The following is a 20,064-nucleotide window of genomic DNA, read 5'->3' on the forward strand; positions in this document are numbered from 1 at the left end:
GCAGAGAACGGTTTGCGGCTTGGTGTAGTGGCGGATTTTTAGCACAAAAGTTCAATCGAAAAACGATTTTTGAATTTTGCATAAATGCCCAATCGAAGCCGTGAAACCCCGCTTTTGGCAAATACCTTGTTATGCACAGTGCTTTTTTTGTTCTATGCAAATAATTCCATTTGTCCATTTTCAATTGGTTTCATTTCGTTAATAAAGTCACACCACAAATCCAAAGTCAAATTGAAATTGTATATTTCATTTATATAATTTAGTTCTTTTTGTAATTCTGATTTGTCAATTATTTGAGATAACTCTAAAAGGTCAATACGCATTAGAACGTCCTTTGTAAAAGTTCGTTTTGCGTCTGCAAAAGTTATAGATTGCAACAATTGGACAGTTGTTTCAGAGTTTAAAAGTACCAACGAGTAAACTGCAAATTCTAATTTGTCAAAACCTAGCATATAACAAGTGTCATCTAGCATTACGGGTTTTTCGTTTTGTGGTAAAACAAGTGTAAAATGAAATGTTTTGTAAAGTCCTGAAATAGCAACTTTGTATGGCTTAAATGAATAATCGCCTACGCCAAAAATCGAAAATGGCGGTTTGTTGTTGTAAATGCTCGATTTTCTTGCATTAAAAACGTCTTGATGTTCGCTTAAATATTGATAGGTTTTCGGGAAGTCATATTTGATATAATTGGTTTCCTGTCCGACTTTTTTTTGCGTAACAATCGTATGTTTTCTCGTTTCTTTTATGACTGTATTTTTCAAGTCAGAACTTTTTAAAATACCATAAACCAAATCGCTTTCCAATTTGATTTCTTCTTTCAGTCCGTTTACAAAATGCCCATTCACTTTGTCCAATTCCATAATGGACGAACAATCGTGTTTAATGCCTTGTCGCCACTCAAACGGACATTTTCCGTCAATTTGTTCTGCATTAGAATAGGTGTCAATGTTTGAAACAAATTTGTCAGCTAGCCAACCAAAATTCAGTTTTGTGTTTGAATTATTGTAAAAATCAAACTCTGCACAATCGAATGTCGGATTGGAATTTAATTTGCAATAAAATAAAGAGGCTTCTACCGAAACATTAAACTCTTTTTTGCTGTCAATGCAATGTTTTTCTATTTCAGAAATGGAATACTTTTTTGTGAATTGGTCAAAGACAATGTTTTTAATTACTGAATTTTTGACCAATAAAGCAATATTACCTTTTTGATGTTGAAAGGTTTCAATCATCATCAAAGTAATGTATTCGGCAATATCAAAATTACCTTTTCCTGTCATTGCATCTAATCCGTTGTGGTTTTTGAAGTTTGTTTTCTTCGGAAGATTAGATGAATTTAAACTACCTAATTTTGAATTTGTAACCCAAGGTGGATTGCCTATAATTAAAATTTCTTTTGTGTGATTTTCTTTGGAAATAGTTTTAAAATCGAAGTCAAAAACACTACTATGAATGATTAAAATTTCGGGTTTGTTTTCGGTTGGGTTGTTTAGGTAAAAATCAATAATACTGAATTTACTTTCCCAAATGTATGGTTTGTAAATTTCAATTCCGTAAACCTTTTTGATGTTACCGAAATATTCCAAAGAAGCAACAATAAAATTACCCTTTCCGCAAGTTGGTTCTATAATAATTTCAGGCGAAATATTTTTTGTTGTCAGATGAAAAGCAACTTTGTTTGCTAATTCTGAATTAGTTTGAAAGTCGCCATATTCGGCTCTGTCGGGTTCTGAAACAATATTTTGATAAATAGAAACAGTTTCTTTGAGTATTTGCAAATCTTCTGCATTATCAAAAAAATGTATAAAGCCGAAGGCTTCATGCATTTTTTGATTAGCCTTTTCAACAGACACAACGTTTTTCAGATTATCGTTCAAATAATCCGAAACCTGATGAGTGATATTTGCTTCAAATACTCTCATCATTGCGGTTTGTTGTAGCTTACAATTTTTTCAATGCCTTGAATATCGTCTGTCAAGGCAACAATTCTTTGGTATTGTAGTCGCCATTGCAAAGCGTTAGAAATTGTCAAGTAACCTTGTTCGGGTGGTGTTTGTAAAATCTGTTCAGCAACTTTTGCCAATGTGATTTCGTCCGCAGGAATATTTTTATCTTGCAAATAAGCAATGATGTCGGCTTCATTTGCTCCGTCTTTCACCATTTCACGCAAACGGTAAGTTGTTGTGTAATCCGCTGTTCGCTCTTTATGAACGAATGAGCAACTTACAAAGTTTAGGATTGCTGTCTGTGTTGTTGGGTCATCTGTTTTGTCGTAAACAAAAACAAGAAGATTATAGCCGAGTCCGAATATCTTTTGTTTAGCGTCTTTGAAAGGACAAGATGATTGCGGTTGTTTTATGGAAGTTACTTTAATGTCCGTTTGTATGTCGTCAGAAGGTAAATCTATTCCTTTGGCAGAAGAACCTACCAAAACTTTATATTTTTCGTTTAGGTGTTTTTGAAATTTATATTCAATAAGTGTTCCTACCGCTTTTCCATCTGTTACTCCATAAAGTTCGCTGTGTTGAATTTTGGATTGTTCAACACAGAAAATTTGAGCTTCTTCTATCAGTTTCGCTATCGTTAATGTTTCCTTTTGTCCCATTCGGTAAAGTTACAATTTTTATTCTTGAGTGAGATTGTTTGCTGTCGTTTTTTGTCGGTTCGCTGATGTTAGCACGGTCGCTGGTTGCATTGTGCATAACGGTTTGCCGCTTTGCGATGTGGCGGGTTTTTAGCACAAAAGTTCAATAGAAGTACTGCTAAAAACGCCGGTGGCAAAACACCGACTTTGTTTTTTAGTTCTTCTTCTCTAATGTTTTGATATTTCATTTATCGTCTGTATTCGTCTGTTGCGGTGTTGTTTTAAGGGGGCGGCTCACGGTTTGGGGCTTGGCGAAGGTGGGGGTTTTTTAGCACAAAAGTTCATTTGATGCACAAAGCTTGAATTTAGTACTTCACTGGCATAGAAGCACGACCCCCCGCTTTTGCAAAACGGCTGTTAGCGGTTCGGCTTTTCACTTCTTTCTATTATTTCTGTTATAAATTGGTTGTAGTCGTCACGCATTGGAATTTCAAAGTCTGTAAATAATTCTCGTCTGTCCACTAAAACCTTTTCGTTGGTCTTTGGATTAAAACCTTCTTTTTTTGTGTCTTTCCAATAAACACCAATTCCGCGTTTTTGCCAATTAGGTAATTCGTTAAAGTTTATACCATACTGGAATAGAAGTTCGTTTTTGTCTGCGATACTCATTCCTTCAATTTTTGAAGTTGCTTCACTTTGAGTAAAATTGTCCTGTCTTAGACGCCAATAGCAATGAGCATTTAAAGCGTTTCTATGAGCATCTTCATTTCTCCACCTAAAATAATCTTCTACAAGTTGTCTGTTTGGAAGTTCGGAAAGTCTGCAATCAAAAGCACCAATGTCACCAAGTAGAAAAGAAAATTTTGCACTTGCTTCTCCTGCTAAGATTGATATGTATTTTCTTGTCTTGCGTGAAAATGCGGTTTCGTTATAATGAAACAACAGTGAAATTTCATCACTTTCTGTAAATCCATAGATAACGTTAAAACCACAATTCATAAGGTGTTTTACCGTTTCAACCATAAGGTCACGAAATTTTTCGTCAAATGGTGCTTTGAATTTATGAATGTCTTTTGTCAGTCTTGTAAAACTTCTGCCGTCAATTCTTGCAACAATATACATATTCGGTAAAACACATCGGTCTTGCGAAGTTTCATATACACGCATTTTATCGTCTAAGTCATCAAATTTCATTTGTCCATTCTGTTATTTTAAATTCATTATTTTCAATTTCAACAAAATACAACTCGTCAAAACCTTCGTCAAAAGATGGAATTTCCAACTTGTTGAAAGTTCCTTTTATTCCAACATCAGGTATGTTTTCTTTTCCTGAACGCTGACTGTTTCTGTTTAATGCGTCACTTATTTTGGATTGAAAATAGTAACCGATAATTTTAAACTTATTTTCCTTTGCAACTGAAATGTATTTTGCTCGTTCTTCTTTTGTCGGATTTGTGTTGTCCACAACGTAACGCTGTTGAGTTGCTATACAAGTGTCAATAAATTTCTGTTCTTTGTTTCGAGTGTTAAGTTGGTCAAGCGAAATACGAATATGAGTTTTAAAGAATTTCTCTTTAAAAAAAGTTGTTTTACCTGTTGCCTGTATTCCACAAAATATCACTGTTTCCATTTTTGTTGTCTGTCTTTGCGTGGTCGTTTTTAAGCTGACCACTAACGTTTTGGGGCTTGGCGAAGTGGCGGATTTCGGAGCACTTCACTGTCAGCCAAGCACAAACTTTGATAGAAGCACAAAGCTTGATTTAACCACTGAACCGCCACTTTTGGGTAGGTGCTGTTAGGCACAGTTATTATATTTTTTCTCTTATAAAACTTAGTCTTTGAGTGTCGCATTTGTCAGCTAAAAATAGTTTAAATAAATTCTTTGGTACTAAACTTTTTCCTTTATCAATACAGAAGTTTATTCTAAATTGCATTAAGGGTAATAAGTAGTTCTTTGCTGAAACCATCCTTAATAATGTCATATTATTCGTTTTCCATTTATTTGATAGGTGAGAGTAGTCATTGGAATATGTTTCATCAGGGTTTTCAATACCATTAATAGTAAGTCTTTGTATAATTTGAGACTTTATGTCTTGTGAGTATCGGCTTACAGAGTCTTTATCTAATATTGTTTGTTTACCATTTTGAGTTAAGAAATCGTGTGCAGTTTTGATTATTGGACCACCGCCATATTTCCTTAAAATGGCAAAATTTAAAAACAGCTCAATTAAACAAGGGGCGTTATATTCTAACCATTTACTGAAATTAAGTTTGTTTTTAAGATTATCCCTTGACTCGCTTCCATTTGAAAAATAAATCAACTCAATTCCGCCCATTTCATCTATTAGATAATTCTCTATGCAGTAAGAATCTAATACAATTAAATTTTCCGCAGACTTTCTATTTGTGTCAAGTATCAACTCTAAATCGCCATCAACAATATATAGTTTTCTCCTTCGGTCAGTTTTATCTTGACTATCAAAGGCGTTTAACACATTAGTTTTACACCCTAAAGGTGTTACGTCATTAATCTTTATATCATTACCTAGTACTCTCTTGAAAAGAGTTCTGTAAAATTCTTTGTCTGCAACTTTGTCTTCTGTATATATGTCGATATCGTTTCTATACGAAAAGAACTTAGGCAAAGCCTTCAACGCTTTATATCCAAACTCTAACATAACCTGTATTAATTTAAGTCAGCTAAATCCTGGAATAATGAATCTGAATTGTCTCCAATTATTGCAGGGGAATGTGTAGCTAGAATAAATTGAGTTCTTGGACTAGCAGTTAATATTGAGTCTACGAAGATTTCTTGCCAAGCTAAATGAAGAGAAACTTCTGGTTCATCGATAATGAAAATACCTGATTCGTTTTTGTATTTTTCTTCAAAATAAATCAAGTGTCCTAACATTGTTACAATTTGTTTTTCACCTGAAGATAATTCGTAAATATTGGCAATCTTATCATTTTTAAATTTTACTTTTAATTCGCCTTGTGGTTCAATTAAAAGTTCTTTCTTGCTTTCACTAAAAAAGCTGTTTATTATGTGCTTTGTTTTTTCAATAGGTTCATACAGTTTGTCTAATTCTTTTTGATAAGCAAGATTATAGGTTATTAATTCGTTGATTCTCTTTAATTGAGGTTGATTATTAAACCATTTTTGAAATATATGAATGTTATCTATATCAATTTCATCTCCTTTTTTCTTTCCTTTAATTTCAGTTAAATTTCTAAGTGTAGATTCTAATTGGTCAAAAAAGTTGTTTATATGTTCTGTAAATCCTGTAATTCTTAAATTCTCAAAAGCATCTATAGCTTCCTTTCTTTTTCCTTTTAATTCACGAGAATCCTTAACAATATTTAATTCTTGGCTTTCAAGGAATTGGAAGGATTGCAATAAAATTTTGTTTTTAAAATCTTGGTTTATTTTAGGTTGTTCAGAAGCAATAATTCTTACATAGTCATAAATAACTTCTTGAATTTCCATTAAACTTATGTTGAGAGGGTCGTTTTGAGGATAATGCCTATACCTTCTTCTAAATAAAAAGGATTGGCGCATTTTGTCAATTTGTTGTCCTTCATAAACTCTTCGGTCAAGTCCTAAAAATAATGGAGTAGTCAAACTCTTAATTGCCTGTACAACTTCGTGTCGGTCAAAAGCTTCAATTATGAATCGCATTTTTTCGTTAGAATCGTCATTGTCAAGTTCATTTAATTGCACTTGACTTATTCGATTGAATACTCCTTCTAATGGGTCATCATCATTAATTTTTAGAATCAACTTTACTTCATTGTTTTCACTGTTTTTAATCGCAGTAATTACAATTTGTCCTTTACTTGGTTCATTGCAAATTAACTCTACTTCGTCAAAGTCAATGCTATTAATGTAGTTGAAAGAAGGTGAAATTAGTCCAAGTATAAGTTTCAGTACTGAAGTTTTTCCCGTACCATTTATACCAATTAAAAAAGTCAATCGTTCGTGAAAGTCTATTTTGTAGTTTAAATAGCCGTGTACGTTGGTTGCTCTAAATTTTAAGAGTTTCATTTATTTTAGTTTTTGTCGTGTCGTTTTTATAATTGTGCATAACATTCAGATATACGCACAAAGTTGCGTATATCAATATAATATAGGCAAATATACGCAACTCATAAGTATATTTATATCTCTGATGTTGGTTTTTTCTCAAATTTGTTCTCTTACTAATAGCTAAGTGCCGCTCCTCAAAGCTTGAGCATTCCAACTTTGACAAAGTTTGAAACTTTGTCAAAGTTAAAAACTGCTCTTTACACCCCCTTACCGCCTCAAAAAGGAGAATGCAGCGCTCCTCAGAGCTTGAGCGGCGCTCCTCAGAGCTTGAGCGGCACTCCTCAGAGCTTGAGCGGCGCTCCTCAGAGCTTGAGCGGCGCTCCTCAGAGCTTGAGCGGCATTCCTCAGAGCTTGAGCGGCGCTCCTCAGAGCTTGAGCGGCGCTCCTCAGAGCTTGAGCGGCGCTCCTCAGAGCTTGAGCAGCACTCCTCAGAGCTTGAGCGGCGCTCCTCAGAGCTTGAGCAGCACTCCTCAGAGCTTGAGCGGCGCTCCTCAGAGCTTGAGCGGCATTCCTCAGAGCTTGAGCGGCATTCCTTGTGATTGAATTTTATGATTTCAGGTATAAGTTTTCGCTTGCCGATGCCTCGCGGGTGCGGATAACTAAAAATAAATGAAAGCAAAGTATCTGAAACATAAAAAGTAACCGTTATAACACAATATAATTAATTTTATGGCGTTTATTTGCGAAGTGTTGAGTTATTTTCCACTAACCCTACACCTGATTAACCTTATTTTTTCATTTTTTTAAAAATTTTTTCAAAGATCATGAGCAAAATCTCATTTATTCCGAAAAGCGATTCGGAAAAAGATTTGTGGCTGAAAAACTTCGCCCAAAAACTCAATGGCTACACCGCCAAATATGGTGTTACGGCTGCCGAAGTGAGCGACATGCAAGCCTCTTCTTTGCAGTTTGCCTATTGGCTCGATTACCGCAACAAAGCAGAGGAGTATGTGCGCAAGGTGGTGGAGTATAAAAATGAATTGCGCAATGGCATAGAATCGGGAGCTACGGCTTCGCCTGCCCCCACCCCGCCGCTTACTTCGGGTGCGCCGCCGGTGGTGGTGCCGGGGGTATTTAAGCGAGCCGCCAGCATTGGTCGCCGCATCAAAAACCACATCGCCTATACCATCGCCGATGGCAACGATTTGGGTTTGGAAGGCACACAAATCAGCGACGGCGGCGGCAGCGATTTTCGTCCTCTGCTCAAATTGCGCTTGGGCGCAGGCGGGCAGCCGGAGGTGCAATGGAAAAAAGGGGGGCATCAGGGCATACAAATACACGCCGACCGCGGCGAAGGCAAAGGCTACGAATATGTAGCTACCGACCTCAGCCCCGATTTTTTAGATACGCACCCCCTGCCGCTCAAAGGCGGTGTGTGGAAATACAAAGCCATTTATGTACAAAACGACCACCCCGTAGGGCAGTGGAGCGATGAAGTGAGCATCAGCGTACACGCTTAGGTTTTTTTTATATAAAAATGCCGACACCTGCGAGGGTGTCGGCATTTTTTTGTTTAAATATAACTTTAATTGCTCTCTTTTTCCCTCATCTTTCTTTTACTGCAAAGCCGCACGCGCCGCTGCTACACGCTCATCTTCCAAATAATCTCTGTACGAAGAAAGACGGTCAATGATACCTTTCGGGCACAGCTCAATAATACGGGTAGCGGTGCTGTCGGCAAATTGAATATCGTGCGTGGCAATCAATACAATACCCGGAAAATCAACAACACCATTATTGAACGCCACAATACTTTCCAAATCCAAGTGGTTGGTGGGTTCGTCCAAAACAATCACATTCGGGTTCTGGAGCATCATACGGCTAATCATACAGCGCACTTTTTCGCCCCCGCTCAATACCGATGATTTTTTTGCCAATTCATCGCCACTGAACAACATTTTACCCAAAAACCCGCGAATAAAATCTTCGTCGGCATCTTTTACGGTAGGCGGCACAAACTGACGCAGCCAATCCATAATATCGAGGTCGGTTTGGAAATACTTTTGGTTGTCGTTGGGCAAATAAGCTTTGGTGATGGTAGTGCCCCACTCGTAAGTGCCGGTGTCGGCGGTGGCTTCGCCGTTGATGATGTCAAAAAAGCACTCAACGCCAATTGGTCTTGGCTCACAAAGAGTATTTTGTCGCCACTGTGTACATCAAAATCCACATTAGAAAACAATACCTTTTCATCTAATTTTTTGCTCAGGCTGCTCACTTTCAGAATCTGGTTGCCCACCGAACGCTCCGGACGAAAAATAATACCCGGATAACGGCGGTTGCTGGGCTTAATATCTTCGATAACCAATTTTTCCAAAGCTTTTTTGCGGGCAGTAGCTTGTCGGCTTTTGGAGGCGTTGGCACTAAACCGCGCAATAAACTCCAACAAATCCTTGCGTTTGTCTTCGGTTTTTTTGTTTTTATCGCTCACCTGCCGCGCCGCTAATTGGCTGCTCTCGTACCAAAACGTATAATTTCCAGGTATAAACGGTAATTTTTCCTTTGTCCACATCAGCCATGTGCGTACAAACGGAATCGAGGAAGTGCCGGTCGTGGCTCACCACTATCACCACATTTTCGTAGCTCGCCAAAAAATCTTCGAGCCAGCGTATGGTATCCACATCTAAGTTGTTGGTAGGCTCATCGAGGAGCAAAATGTCGGGATTACCGAAAAGAGCCTGCGCCAGCAAAACCTTCACTTTGTCGCTTCCGTTGAGGTCTGCCATACTTTGGTAGTGCATGCTTTCGGGAATATGGAGATTACTGAGCAGTTGCGCCGCATCATTTTCGGCAGTGTAGCCGCCGAGTTCGGCATATTCGCCCTCCAATTCGGCAGCACGCAAGCCATCGGCTTCGTCGAAGTCGGGTTTGAGGTAAATGTCGTTTTTTTCCTTATGCACGTCCCACAAAGCCTTATTGCCCATCAGCACCGTATCCATTACGCTGTGGTTGTCGAAGGCATTTTGGTTTTGTTTCAAAATACTCATACGCGCACCGGGCTGTATATTCACCGTACCCTTATTGGCTTCTATTTCGCCACTGAGAATTTTAAGGAAAGTACTTTTGCCCGCGCCATTCGCCCCGATAACGCCGTAGCAGTTGCCGCGCGTAAAATTGATATTGACTTCATCAAACAAAACTCTTTTGCCGTAGGCTAATGTAATATTGGTGGTGCTGATCATATTGTATAAAGATAACAGATGTATTTTTGAAGGTGCAAAGGTAGGAATTATCTATTGAAAAATATTTTTTATAAAAAAAGAATAGACTGCTTATTTAAAATAGAAACAGACTTATTCGTTAAAAATAACAAAAACAATATGATACGCAAATTACATCACCGCCGCCCGCACTTTGAGCAATTTTTCCAGCAAAGGCTCCAATGCCTCCAAAGGGAGCATATTGGCACCATCTGATTTGGCAACTTTGGGATTAGGGTGTGTTTCAATAAATAAGCCGTCGGCTCCGGTGGCAATGCCCGCCTTGGCGATGGTTTCGATGAGGCGCGGCAAACCGCCCGTCACACCGCTTACTTGGTTGGGTTGTTGGAGGGAGTGGGTACAGTCCAGCACCACCGGCGCAAAAGCCTGCATGGTCGGAATTCCCCGAAAATCCACCACCAAATCCTGATACCCGAAAGTAGTGCCGCGCTCGGTAATCAACACCTTGTCGTTGCCGCCGTCTTTCACCTTTTGCACGGCAAACTGCATCGCTTCGGGCGACAAAAACTGTCCTTTTTTGATATTAACGACTTTTCCGGTGCGCGCCGCTGCCGACAGCAAATCGGTTTGGCGGCATAAAAACGCCGGAATTTGCAACACATCTATTTCGTAGGCACTGGCGAGCAGGGCATCGCCCTCCGTATGAATATCGGTGAGCACAGGCACTTGCAGTTGGCGGCGCAACATTTGCAACATACTCAAGGCTTCTTCATCGCCGATGCCCGTAAAAGAATCCAAACGCGAGCGATTCGCTTTTTTGAAAGATGCTTTAAAAATATAAGGAATTTGAAGACGCTGCGTAATGGCTTGCACCCTTTCGGCTACTTCCATTATCAAATCTTTGCTTTCCACCACACAAGGACCGGCAATCAGAAAAAAAGCATCAGAAGCAGGGTAGCTGCGAAGATGCGACAGTGCATGAAGAGGCAATAAGTTCATACCGAATAATATTTTTTTTGAGTAGCAAAGGTAGATAAAAACTTAACAACAGCAGCGTTAAAACAAGCCTTCAAAGGTACTTTGGAATAATAATGATGAAAAAAAATCAAAAAAAATTTTTTAAAATCTTGTATGTTTGTAAAAGAGCAGTAACTTTGCACCGCAATTCACGGAGATTCCGTAGCTCAGCTGGTAGAGCATTACACTTTTAATGTAGTGGTCCTGGGTTCGAATCCCAGCGGGATCACCTCAAGCGGGTATCAACATCTGTTGATACTCGCTTTTTTGTTTTTTTATTTATTTTAGTTGCATAAAAAGCGTTTGCTGCAATTATAAAAATTTATATTTTCAGAAAAGCCCTTATGTGCAAGGATAGCAATTTATATTTGTACCAAAACAAAAACATGCAAAGCCTCTTCTCTCGCCGTTGTTTTATCAACGGCACACTGCAAGCCGCCACGCTCACCCTCAGCGAAGGTAAAATTGTCGCCATTGCTTCCGAAAAACTCCCCCACGCCACCGACTGCGGCGATGCCGTAATAATGTCGGGCTGCATTGATGCCCACGTTCACATCAATGAGCCGGGCAGAAGCGACTGGGAAGGTTTTGTAACTGCCACACAAGCGGCGGCGGCAGGCGGTGTCACCACACTTATTGATATGCCGCTCAATTCCAGCCCCGTTACTACTACGGTGGCAGCTTTGGAAGCCAAAAAACAGGCATCGCTCGGAAAAATGTATGTAAACTGCGGGTTCTACGGCGGCTTAGTGCCGCAAAACGTTTCCGATATAGAAAATTTATTGCAAGACCCCCATATTCTCGGCATCAAATGTTTTTTGGTACATTCCGGCATTGATGAGTTTGAAAATGTTTCTGCCGCCGACCTGCACCGCGCTGCCCCTGTTTTGGCACGTTATCAAAAACCACTGCTCGCCCATTGCGAAATTCCCGACAACAGCCCCCTCGCCTACACCGATGCGCCCCCCGACAGCTACGCCCGCTATTTGGCGAGCCGCCCCAAATCGTGGGAAAACAAAGCCATCGCCCTGATGATTGACCTGTGCCGCACTTACCGCTGCCGCACCCACATTGTGCATGTAGCTTCTGCCGAAGCACTGCCCCTCATCGCCGCCGCCAAACAAGAAGGCTTGCCGCTGACCGCCGAAACCTGCCCGCATTATATTTTTTTCAACGCCGAAACCATTCCCGACCACGACACGCGCTATAAATGTGCGCCACCTATCCGCGAGCAAGCCAATAACGAACTCCTCAAAGCGGCTCTCAAAAGCGGTGGCCTTGATTTTGTCGCCAGCGACCACTCCCCCGCCCCGCCCGCCATCAAACACATTGACGACGGCGACCTGCAAGCCGCTTGGGGAGGTATTGCCAGCGTACAATTTTTGTTGCCCGCCGCCTGGACAGCACTCAGAAATACGCTCACATTAGAAGCGTTTATTCCGCTACTCACCACGCAGCCGGCTCGGTTTTTAGGAATAGCTCCGCAAAAAGGGCATATCGCCGTAGGCAGCGATGCCGACTTAGTGGTATGGCAGCCCGAAGCAGATTTTGAAGTACAAAGCGAACACATCTTTTTCAAACACAAAATAAGTCCTTATCTTGGCAAACATTTATACGGAAAAGTTCAAAAATGCTGTATAAACGGAAAATGGATTGATCATAATTCTGCTCAACACAACAATTTTTATTCAGATAAAAACACTGCCGGAAAATGGCTCATCACAACGTAAAAGAAACGATAAAAACAGCACCGCCCTTTGCCCAACTCAGCGATTTGGCAGCAGAAAAATTAGGCGGAAAAGTATTGTATGCCACCGATGATTTTTTTGCCGAAAAAGAAAATCTTATCCGAAGTGGCAGAGGTATTTTTATTACCGACAAATACACCGACCGCGGCAAATGGATGGACGGTTGGGAAAGCCGCCGCAAACGCACCCCCGGACACGACTGGTGCGTGCTGCAATTAGCTACTTCGGGGAGCATCGCCGGTTTTGACATAGATACCAATTTCTTTTTAGGCAACCACCCGCCGCACGCTTCCATAGAAGCCGCCAACTTACCCGCCGACTTCACTACCGAAGACTGGGAACAAGTGCAATGGACTGAAATTTTACCCAAATCGCACTTAGATGCAGGTTCTCAAAATTTCTACGAATGTAACAACAAAGATATTTTCACACATATCCGCCTCCACATTTACCCCGATGGCGGCGTGGCGCGTTTGCGCGTGTATGGAACGGTACACAAAAACTGGAACGCGGTGCGCAGCGATGAAAAAACAGATTTGGCTGCCGCCATCAACGGCGCACAAGCCCTCGCCTGCAACGATATGTTTTTCAGTGCAATGGGCAATTTATTGATGCCGAATCGCGGTGCTAATATGGGCGATGGTTGGGAAACCAAGCGCAATCGCACGCCCAACAACCGCGACTGGGTGGTGATAAAATTAGCAAAAGCCGGAAAAATAGGAGAAATTGTGGTAGATACAGCGCATTTTAAAGGAAATTATCCCGATTCCTGTATGATAGAAGCAACCTTTGCAAGCGATGATGCCGCCGTACTGAACGATAATTGTGTGTGGCAGGTATTATTAGAGCGTCAGAAATTAAGTGCCGATGCCGTTCATACCTTTCAAAGTACACAACTTTCCGATACCAACAAAATATTCAGCCATGTGCGCCTCAATATTTATCCCGATGGCGGCGTAAGCCGTTTGCGCATTTTTGAAAAAAAATCTTAACATGAATTACTTTATTGCTGCAGTGCTGCTTTTGGTATTGCTGATATTACTGTTGTTGGTAATGAAAACCCACCGTTTGGCGGCTTTTATCGGCGAAGAAACCAAAAAAGGAAGCAGCGAAGAAGATTTGGAGCCGGTGCATACCGCCCTGAATATGCTTTACGCTGCTATTGTGGCGGTGTGTTTGGTGCTCACGCTCGGCATTTATCTTGTGGTGGCAGGCACAGCATGGGAGAGCCATCTGCGCGAGTGGCTCAATATCGTCATTCGGCTGATGCACATTACTTTTGGTATTGCGTGGATAGGTGCTTCTTTTTATTTTGTGTTTTTGGAAAATGCCCTCAACCGCACCGAAAATATCCGCGATGAGCTGGCAGGCGATTTGTGGGCAGTACACGGCGGCGGCTTTTATTATTTAGAAAAATACAAAACTGCGCCCAAAGTATTGCCCAAACATCTGCATTGGTTCAAGTACGAAGCCTATTTTACTTGGCTCACCGGATTCAGTTTGCTGATAGTGGTTTATTATTTCAATGCCGATGCGCTGCTTTTAGATAAAAATGTATTGGATATAGCGGCGTGGCGTGGTATCGGCGCAGGCATTATCTCTTTTATAATCGGCTGGCTGCTGTATGATTCTTTATGTAAGTCGGCTTTGTTGAAGCAGACCTATCTTTTTATAGCGGCAGGTTTTCTTATTATTTGCGGTTTTGCTTATTTCTACACACAAATATTCAGTGCACGGGCGGCTTTTATTCATTTTGGGGCTTTGCTGGGTACTATTATGGCGGCAAATGTATTTTTTGTCATCATACCCTCTCAAAAAGAAATGGTACGCGCCGCCAAAGCCGATGTTCCGCTAAACCCCGCTTTGGGCAAGCACGCCGGTTTGCGCTCTTTGCACAACAATTATTTCACACTGCCTGTGCTGTTTGTGATGATTAGCAACCATTTTCCCAGCACTTTCGGTTATGAGTATCCCTGGCTGTCGCTGCTGCTGATAACAGTGGGTACGGCGGGCGTAAAACATTATCTCAACCTAAAAGAAAAAAAACAAAGTTCCACTTGGGTATTGCCACTGTCGGTGTTGGTGCTTTTGGGTGCCGCTTTGGTAACTGCCCCTCCTCTGAATCCCGAAGCCTGCGATGAGGAGGTGGCTTTTGCGCAAGTAAACGAAATTGTACAACAACGCTGTATATCGTGCCACTCCTCTCAGCCCACCGATGATATTTACAAAAGTCCGCCCAACGGCGTAGTATATGATACACCCGAAGACATCATGAAAAAGAAAGATTTGATTTTGCAGCGCGTGGTACTGACCAAAACAATGCCGCCCAACAACAAAACCAATATCACCGAAGGCGAGCGCAAACAACTGCGCTGCTGGATAGAGCAGGGCGCAAAATTGCAGTAAAAACACCACCGACTGAAGGGCGCGGTACATATATAATGAATATGCAGCAAATAAGTTGGTTTTAAATCTGATAGGTTTTATAGTTGTTTCAAAACACTCTATTTTACGCCTGTCAAGTACATACAATAAATATTATGGAATTTTCAAATGAAGCAAAATCATTACTCATACAAATGGGCTGGCAAGCTAGTAGAAAAATCCCTATTGCTGATTTAAAACTCCCCTATAGCGATTATCCTTCAACTATTATAGATTTCCTACAGGAATATGGCGATATTGAAGGGTATTGCGAAAAACAGGATTATACAGAAGTCGTTAACGAACTGATACTATACCCTGAGTTGGGTGAAAGTGAATTAACAGGCGACAATACCTACCCATATTATCAATCTATTATAGGTAGGAAATTATATCCTTTGGGTCTTTATTTACCCGATGGTTATTATGTTTGTTGTGATGCTGAAGGTAGAGTGTATAAGATAGGAGAGTATTGTTTTTATGTAGGAAAAAATTTATACGAAGGTATAGAAAATATACTTTTCATGAATACATTGCTGTCCCTTCAACTTGATGAAGATACAGGAAAATGGTGGAATATGGACGCTCAATATGTAGAGTTACCCTAAGCCGTCGGTATTTCTGAAAGTATTATTTTTAGTTAGAGCAGAATACTCCAATATTTTTTATTTTCAATGATTTATTGCCAATAGCACGGCGTTTTTCATTTCATCATCACAAACTCCAATAAGTGAGCCTGTGGATATTGCCTTTGTAAATACCTTTCACATCTATCAATACGCCGTCTTTGGAAAGGATATTTTCAAAATAAGCTTCGTTCAGCGACAAATAAGGGCGGTGATTAACGGCAACAATGACACAATCGTAGTTGTCGGCAATTTGCTCTGCAAGGCTGAAACCATACTCGTGCTGCAACTCTTCCGAAGAAGCAAAAGGATCGGTGACATCTACCTGCAACGAAAAACTTTCCAGTTCTTTTACCAAATCCGCCACTTTTGAGTTGCGTATATCGCTTACATTTTCTTTAAAAGTAGCTCCCATTATCAATACTTTGGCGTGGCTCACATATTTTCCCGCCCTGATGATGAGTTGTATGGATTTTTTGGTAATGTAGGAACTCATTTCGTCATTGATGCGCCTGCCGCTTAAAATCACTTCCGGCTCGTAGCCCAATTCAATGGCTTTGTAGGTGAGATAATAAGGATCTACACCAATGCAATGCCCACCGACCAAGCCGGGCGAAAAACGGGCGAAGTTCCACTTGGTAGCTGCTGCGGCTATCACCTCCTGCGTATCAATGTGCATACGGTCAAAAATCAACGCCAATTCGTTCATCAGAGCAATATTGAGGTCGCGTTGGGTATTTTCTATAATTTTGCTGGCTTCGGCTACCTTCACCGAAGAAGCGCGATGCACCCCCGCCGTGATAATTTCTTCGTATATCAGTGCGATTTGTTCCAAGGCTTCGGCATCACAGCCCGACACCACTTTGGTAATGGTACTGAGGGTATGCTCTTTATCGCCCGGGTTGATGCGCTCCGGCGAATAGCCATATTTAAAATCTCTGCCCGCCTGCAACCCCGAATATTGCTCCAGCAAAGGCACACAATCTTCTTCGGTGCAGCCCGGATATACCGTTGATTCAAATACTACATAATCGCCTTTTTTGAGTACCTTTCCCACTGTTTTACTGGCACTTTTGAGGGGGCGCAAATCGGGGGTTTTGTGGCTGTCCACCGGAGTAGGCACTGCCACCACATACAGCGATGCCGCACGCAACTCATCAGTATTTGCCGTAAATACAATATCGCAGCCTTCAAACTCCTCTTTTTCTAATTCTTTGCTGGGGTCAATGTGTTGTTTGAGCAAAGCAATGCGCTGCTCGTTGATATCGAAGCCTATTACTTTCATTTTTTTGGCAAAAGCCAATGCCAAAGGCAATCCTACATAACCTAATCCGATAAGTGCCACAGTGCTTTGTTGCTGTAAAAGACGCTGATGAAGAGAAAGAGTGGCTGTTGTTTGCATGCAAAAGAAAAGAAATCAAAGAAGCGGCACTATCCGCAGCAATTTTTTTTAGAGTTGCGAAGATAGCGATTAATTACAAGTTTTTGAAAAGTGATTTAAACTTATTAGAAATATACCCAAAAGTATATGCTGCGATACAAAACAAATGTTGCATAAAGCAAGCATTTGAAGCAGGCAGACAGTAGTTTCTCTGCTCAAAATTCAGTGAGTTTTTTTTAGCCGATAGAAGGCGTAGGTTAAAATCCGTTTTTTTTTCATCATTTCAACAACATCTTATCATTCCAAATTTTTAATAAGGATAATAGAAAAAACTGAGCCAAACAAGTGAATAAAGTTGTTATTTTTTTTGTACCAAAAGTTTGAATAAGCCTCTATGTTAAGCAATTATGAGTACTTATTTTTCGCTGTTATCATTTAACGATGCTTTTCTGCCTTTTAAATAGTGCCACGCTTCGCTGTGAGGCTGAATACCCTGCGCCGAAATGAGCCAATAGAGTGCTGCTCTGCTATGCCATTGAGGGGGCGGAGCTATACCATCTGTAAAAATGAGTAATGCTCTTGTATGCAAATGCTCATTGGCATATTGAAGCAAAGGGTCAAAAGATGTGCCGCCGCCACCTTTGAGCGAAAGCGGCTTTTTTCCTTTATACAAAGAACAGCGTTGTACTATGGCATCAAATTCCAATAAATAAAAATCGCCGTATTGCCGCCACAATTGCTGCAAAGCTCCCCAAAAAACATTAAATTCTTCGCTGCCGATACTTGCTGAGGTATCTATGGCTACTGCCAATTTTTGTTGTGAGCGCACTTGCAATGCCGGAGCAGTGCCGTAGCGTTTTGACAGGCGTTGGTTGTTGGTATGTAAAGTACTGTGCAAGCCACTCTGCCACACAAAATGTTGCAGCATTTTTTTCCAGTTCACAGGTGCAGTAACAGGAGTTACCAGAGCCATTTGTTGCAATTCGCTTTGCCAACGCTCCACGCCCGCCGGCAATTTTCCGTAATTTTTTTGATATACCGTAATATGTCGTTGAAGATATTGCTGCGTCTGCCATTGTGTTGCTGCCGCAAGTGTCGTTTGCTGAAGCTGCCAATCGGTATGCTGTGCGGCGGCTTGTACATACAGTGCGGCGGGCGGCAACAAATGGCGGTATTTTTGTAGTTCGTTGTAATAAAAGTCAATGCTTTGGAAAGGCGGCAATCCTATTTGTGTCACAGAAGCCAGCGTAAAAGCAGAAGGCAACAATTGAGAGGAATTAAGATATTGATTAGCGACCAAATCGGCAGCAAGATTAAAAATGAAAGTATCGGCAAAATGCACCGCACGAAAAGGGTGCTGTAAAGCGATGTGTACTAATTGGTGTTTTAATAATCCACTACGCTGTTCGGGAGTAATGTGGAGCCAAGTAGGGAGGTGCAACCGCAAAAGAAACGCCGCCTGTTGTTGTTCGTAGAAATGGAGTTCAGCCGCCGCCACAGCCGTAAATTCGTGCCGAATTCCAATGAGCCATTCTCCAAAAAAAGGTTCGTGCCGCAACAAAGCAAAAAGAGCTTCGCGGTATAGTTGTTCGGCGGTGTTGTGTTCGGCAGCATCTAGCGGCGGCGACATCATCATCATAAGACGAGTGTCAATCAGGATTCGCGCACCACCTCGTCTTTGTCGGTATGGCGGTTTTTGCGCCACCACCACCAGCCCAATAAGCCTATGAGCAAATAAGGAGCTGCTGCCAAATACAATATGCCGGCATTCAAGCCCAGCGCATGTTTGCCGCCTTCTTTGAGATTGCTCTCGGCAGCAGCTTTGCACATTGGGCATTGTGCCAATAATGATGCAGTATGCCAAAATACTACAACAACGAGCATTATCCAACGAATTAATAAACGCTTCATATTTTTAAAAAAAATTCTGTTGCAAAATTACAAATTTTCCGTTTTAATATTGAATTTTAACGTTTCTTATCAAAAATCACCTTTACTTTGCAGCAGCTATTGAAGTGTACTTTTTTACGTTATCATAAAATTTAATTCCATTGTTCTTCAAATGAATGTTTGTATTAAATCAGCCGTTTTTATAATATAAAATATTGATTACAAATATTTTATCAACATTTTAAAAAACAATGGAAGGCTATCAAGTTCAAAAAAAAGAAAACAACAAGTTTATTATACCTATTAAGAGGCTATAAAAACACAATTATTTTAATTTTACAATTAACAATTCAGCATTACTTAATATGAAATATGTGATATTCGGCTTGGGCAGCTTTGGCGGCTCTTTGGCTGTAAAACTTACAGAGTTGGGGCACGAAGTGATAGGAGTAGATTTGCGGGTAGAAAAAGTAGAAGCAATGAAAGAGGTGGTTACACAAACAGTATGCCTCAACTCTACCGATGCCAATGCCGTAACAATGCTGCCACTCCGAGAAGCCGACTCCGTGATTGTCGCTATTGGCGAAGATATAGGAGCTTCTATTATGACCACTGCACTGATGCGGCAAAATGGAGTAAAAAAATTGGTAGCACGCGCTATCTCTCCACTGCAACAAACAGTATTGGAGGCGATGCAAGTAGATGAAATTATACACCCCGAAGAAGAATCTGCCGAACGACACGCAAAAAAATTAAATATGAAAGGTGTCGTGGATTCTTTCAGCCTGTCGGAGCATTATAATATTATAGAAGCCATTGTGCCACAACGTTATGTAGGACAAACTATTGAAGAAGTACAATTTCGCAACAAATACAACCTTATTATCCTGACCATCATCAAAACGGTTGAACAAAGCAATATTATCGGTATCAAAAAGAAAGAACAAAAAGTAATGGGGGTGGCTTCCGCCGACATGCGTTTAGAATCCAATGATATTTTAGTGATATACGGCGAAATAAAGGATATTCAACGGCTATTGATGTTAGAATATTAAATGTCATTTTTGTGTAAAAATGACATTTAATAAAATTTTCAATTATATATACAAAGATATTGATGTATCTTTGTAACAACAATACAATACTTTT

Annotated in this window: 18 protein-coding genes, 1 tRNA gene and 1 pseudogene; 9 read left to right on the top strand and 11 right to left on the bottom strand. The window is 40.7% G+C overall.

The features are described 5' to 3' along the window. Nucleotides 1-152: 152 nt before the first annotated feature. The 6 genes from IPL35_17145 to IPL35_17170 all read right to left on the bottom strand — a co-directional run bounded on the left by IPL35_17145 (nucleotide 153) and on the right by IPL35_17170 (nucleotide 6,629). Entirely contained in the window at nucleotides 153-1,925 is a 1,773-nt protein-coding gene (locus IPL35_17145) for a hypothetical protein (GenBank protein ID MBK8445013.1), read from the bottom strand. Next, entirely contained in the window at nucleotides 1,922-2,605 is a 684-nt protein-coding gene (locus IPL35_17150) for a restriction endonuclease (GenBank protein ID MBK8445014.1), read from the bottom strand. The genes IPL35_17145 and IPL35_17150 overlap by 4 nt, the downstream gene beginning before the upstream one ends. Nucleotides 2,606-3,001: 396 nt before the next feature. Next, complete coding sequence (locus IPL35_17155; protein MBK8445015.1) at nucleotides 3,002-3,778, bottom strand: guanylyltransferase; 777 nt, start codon at nucleotides 3,776-3,778, stop codon at nucleotides 3,002-3,004. After that, a complete protein-coding gene (locus tag IPL35_17160) occupies nucleotides 3,768-4,214 on the bottom strand; it encodes an AAA family ATPase (GenBank protein ID MBK8445016.1) in 447 nt (148 codons plus the stop codon). Before IPL35_17160 ends, IPL35_17155 begins: the two co-directional genes overlap by 11 nt. Before the next feature lie 178 nt (nucleotides 4,215-4,392). Further along, entirely contained in the window at nucleotides 4,393-5,262 is an 870-nt protein-coding gene (locus IPL35_17165; GenBank protein ID MBK8445017.1) for a DUF4435 domain-containing protein, read from the bottom strand. An 8-nt stretch (nucleotides 5,263-5,270) separates the two neighbouring features. Beyond that, nucleotides 5,271-6,629, bottom strand: coding sequence for an AAA family ATPase (locus tag IPL35_17170; GenBank protein ID MBK8445018.1), 1,359 nt, complete (start codon nucleotides 6,627-6,629; stop codon nucleotides 5,271-5,273). 435 nt (nucleotides 6,630-7,064) lie between these two features. Between IPL35_17170 and IPL35_17175 the strand changes: the two genes are divergently transcribed. Together IPL35_17175 and IPL35_17180 are read left to right on the top strand one after the other, a co-directional pair. Beyond that, nucleotides 7,065-7,214, top strand: coding sequence for a hypothetical protein (locus tag IPL35_17175; GenBank protein ID MBK8445019.1), 150 nt, complete (start codon nucleotides 7,065-7,067; stop codon nucleotides 7,212-7,214). A 221-nt stretch (nucleotides 7,215-7,435) separates the two neighbouring features. Beyond that, on the top strand, nucleotides 7,436-8,131 hold the full coding sequence (locus tag IPL35_17180; GenBank protein MBK8445020.1) for a hypothetical protein: 696 nt from the start codon (nucleotides 7,436-7,438) through the stop codon (nucleotides 8,129-8,131). Between the two features lie 96 nt (nucleotides 8,132-8,227). On the opposite strand, the pseudogene IPL35_17185 reads toward IPL35_17180, so the two are convergent. Beyond that, a pseudogene (locus IPL35_17185) lies at nucleotides 8,228-9,850 on the bottom strand (ATP-binding cassette domain-containing protein). A gap of 150 nt (nucleotides 9,851-10,000) precedes the next feature. Next, nucleotides 10,001-10,804, bottom strand: coding sequence for a 3-deoxy-8-phosphooctulonate synthase (kdsA, locus tag IPL35_17190; GenBank protein ID MBK8445021.1), 804 nt, complete (start codon nucleotides 10,802-10,804; stop codon nucleotides 10,001-10,003). Between the two features lie 198 nt (nucleotides 10,805-11,002). On the opposite strand from kdsA, the gene IPL35_17195 reads away from it, so the two are divergent. The 5 genes from IPL35_17195 to IPL35_17215 all read left to right on the top strand — a co-directional run bounded on the left by IPL35_17195 (nucleotide 11,003) and on the right by IPL35_17215 (nucleotide 15,626). After that, a tRNA-Lys gene (locus IPL35_17195) sits at nucleotides 11,003-11,075 on the top strand. A gap of 157 nt (nucleotides 11,076-11,232) precedes the next feature. Further along, nucleotides 11,233-12,576 carry an allantoinase AllB gene (gene allB / locus IPL35_17200; protein ID MBK8445022.1) on the top strand — a complete coding sequence of 448 codons (1,344 nt, stop codon included), beginning with the start codon at nucleotides 11,233-11,235 and terminating at the stop codon, nucleotides 12,574-12,576. Beyond that, nucleotides 12,558-13,586 (top strand): allantoicase, encoded by a 1,029-nt coding sequence (alc, locus tag IPL35_17205; protein MBK8445023.1) that lies wholly within the window; start codon nucleotides 12,558-12,560, stop codon nucleotides 13,584-13,586. The genes allB and alc overlap by 19 nt, the downstream gene beginning before the upstream one ends. Before the next feature lie 154 nt (nucleotides 13,587-13,740). Further along, complete coding sequence (locus IPL35_17210; GenBank protein MBK8445024.1) at nucleotides 13,741-15,000, top strand: urate hydroxylase PuuD; 1,260 nt, start codon at nucleotides 13,741-13,743, stop codon at nucleotides 14,998-15,000. A 134-nt stretch (nucleotides 15,001-15,134) separates the two neighbouring features. After that, nucleotides 15,135-15,626 carry an SUKH-3 domain-containing protein gene (locus tag IPL35_17215; GenBank protein ID MBK8445025.1) on the top strand — a complete coding sequence of 164 codons (492 nt, stop codon included), beginning with the start codon at nucleotides 15,135-15,137 and terminating at the stop codon, nucleotides 15,624-15,626. Between the two features lie 106 nt (nucleotides 15,627-15,732). Here IPL35_17215 and IPL35_17220 read toward each other — a convergent pair whose 3' ends face one another. After that, nucleotides 15,733-17,046: a nucleotide sugar dehydrogenase gene (locus IPL35_17220; protein MBK8445026.1), complete on the bottom strand. Its 1,314-nt coding sequence runs from the start codon at nucleotides 17,044-17,046 to the stop codon at nucleotides 15,733-15,735. Between IPL35_17220 and IPL35_17225 the strand changes: the two genes are divergently transcribed. After that, a complete protein-coding gene (locus IPL35_17225) occupies nucleotides 16,983-17,231 on the top strand; it encodes a hypothetical protein (GenBank protein MBK8445027.1) in 249 nt (82 codons plus the stop codon). The two genes, IPL35_17220 and IPL35_17225, sit on opposite strands and share 64 nt — an antisense overlap. 209 nt (nucleotides 17,232-17,440) lie before the next feature. Here IPL35_17225 and IPL35_17230 read toward each other — a convergent pair whose 3' ends face one another. Continuing rightward, nucleotides 17,441-18,664, bottom strand: coding sequence for a hypothetical protein (locus tag IPL35_17230; GenBank protein ID MBK8445028.1), 1,224 nt, complete (start codon nucleotides 18,662-18,664; stop codon nucleotides 17,441-17,443). Nucleotides 18,665-18,678: 14 nt separating this feature from the next. Beyond that, on the bottom strand, nucleotides 18,679-18,936 hold the full coding sequence (locus tag IPL35_17235; GenBank protein ID MBK8445029.1) for a hypothetical protein: 258 nt from the start codon (nucleotides 18,934-18,936) through the stop codon (nucleotides 18,679-18,681). Between the two features lie 344 nt (nucleotides 18,937-19,280). Here IPL35_17235 and IPL35_17240 point away from each other — a divergent pair, with 344 nt between their 5' ends. Further along, nucleotides 19,281-19,970, top strand: a complete 690-nt coding sequence (locus IPL35_17240; GenBank protein MBK8445030.1) for a TrkA family potassium uptake protein — start codon at nucleotides 19,281-19,283, stop codon at nucleotides 19,968-19,970. Nucleotides 19,971-20,064: the final 94 nt, after the last annotated feature.

Source organism: Sphingobacteriales bacterium (assembly GCA_016711285.1).
Lineage (GTDB): Bacteria > Bacteroidota > Bacteroidia > Chitinophagales > UBA2359 > JADJTG01.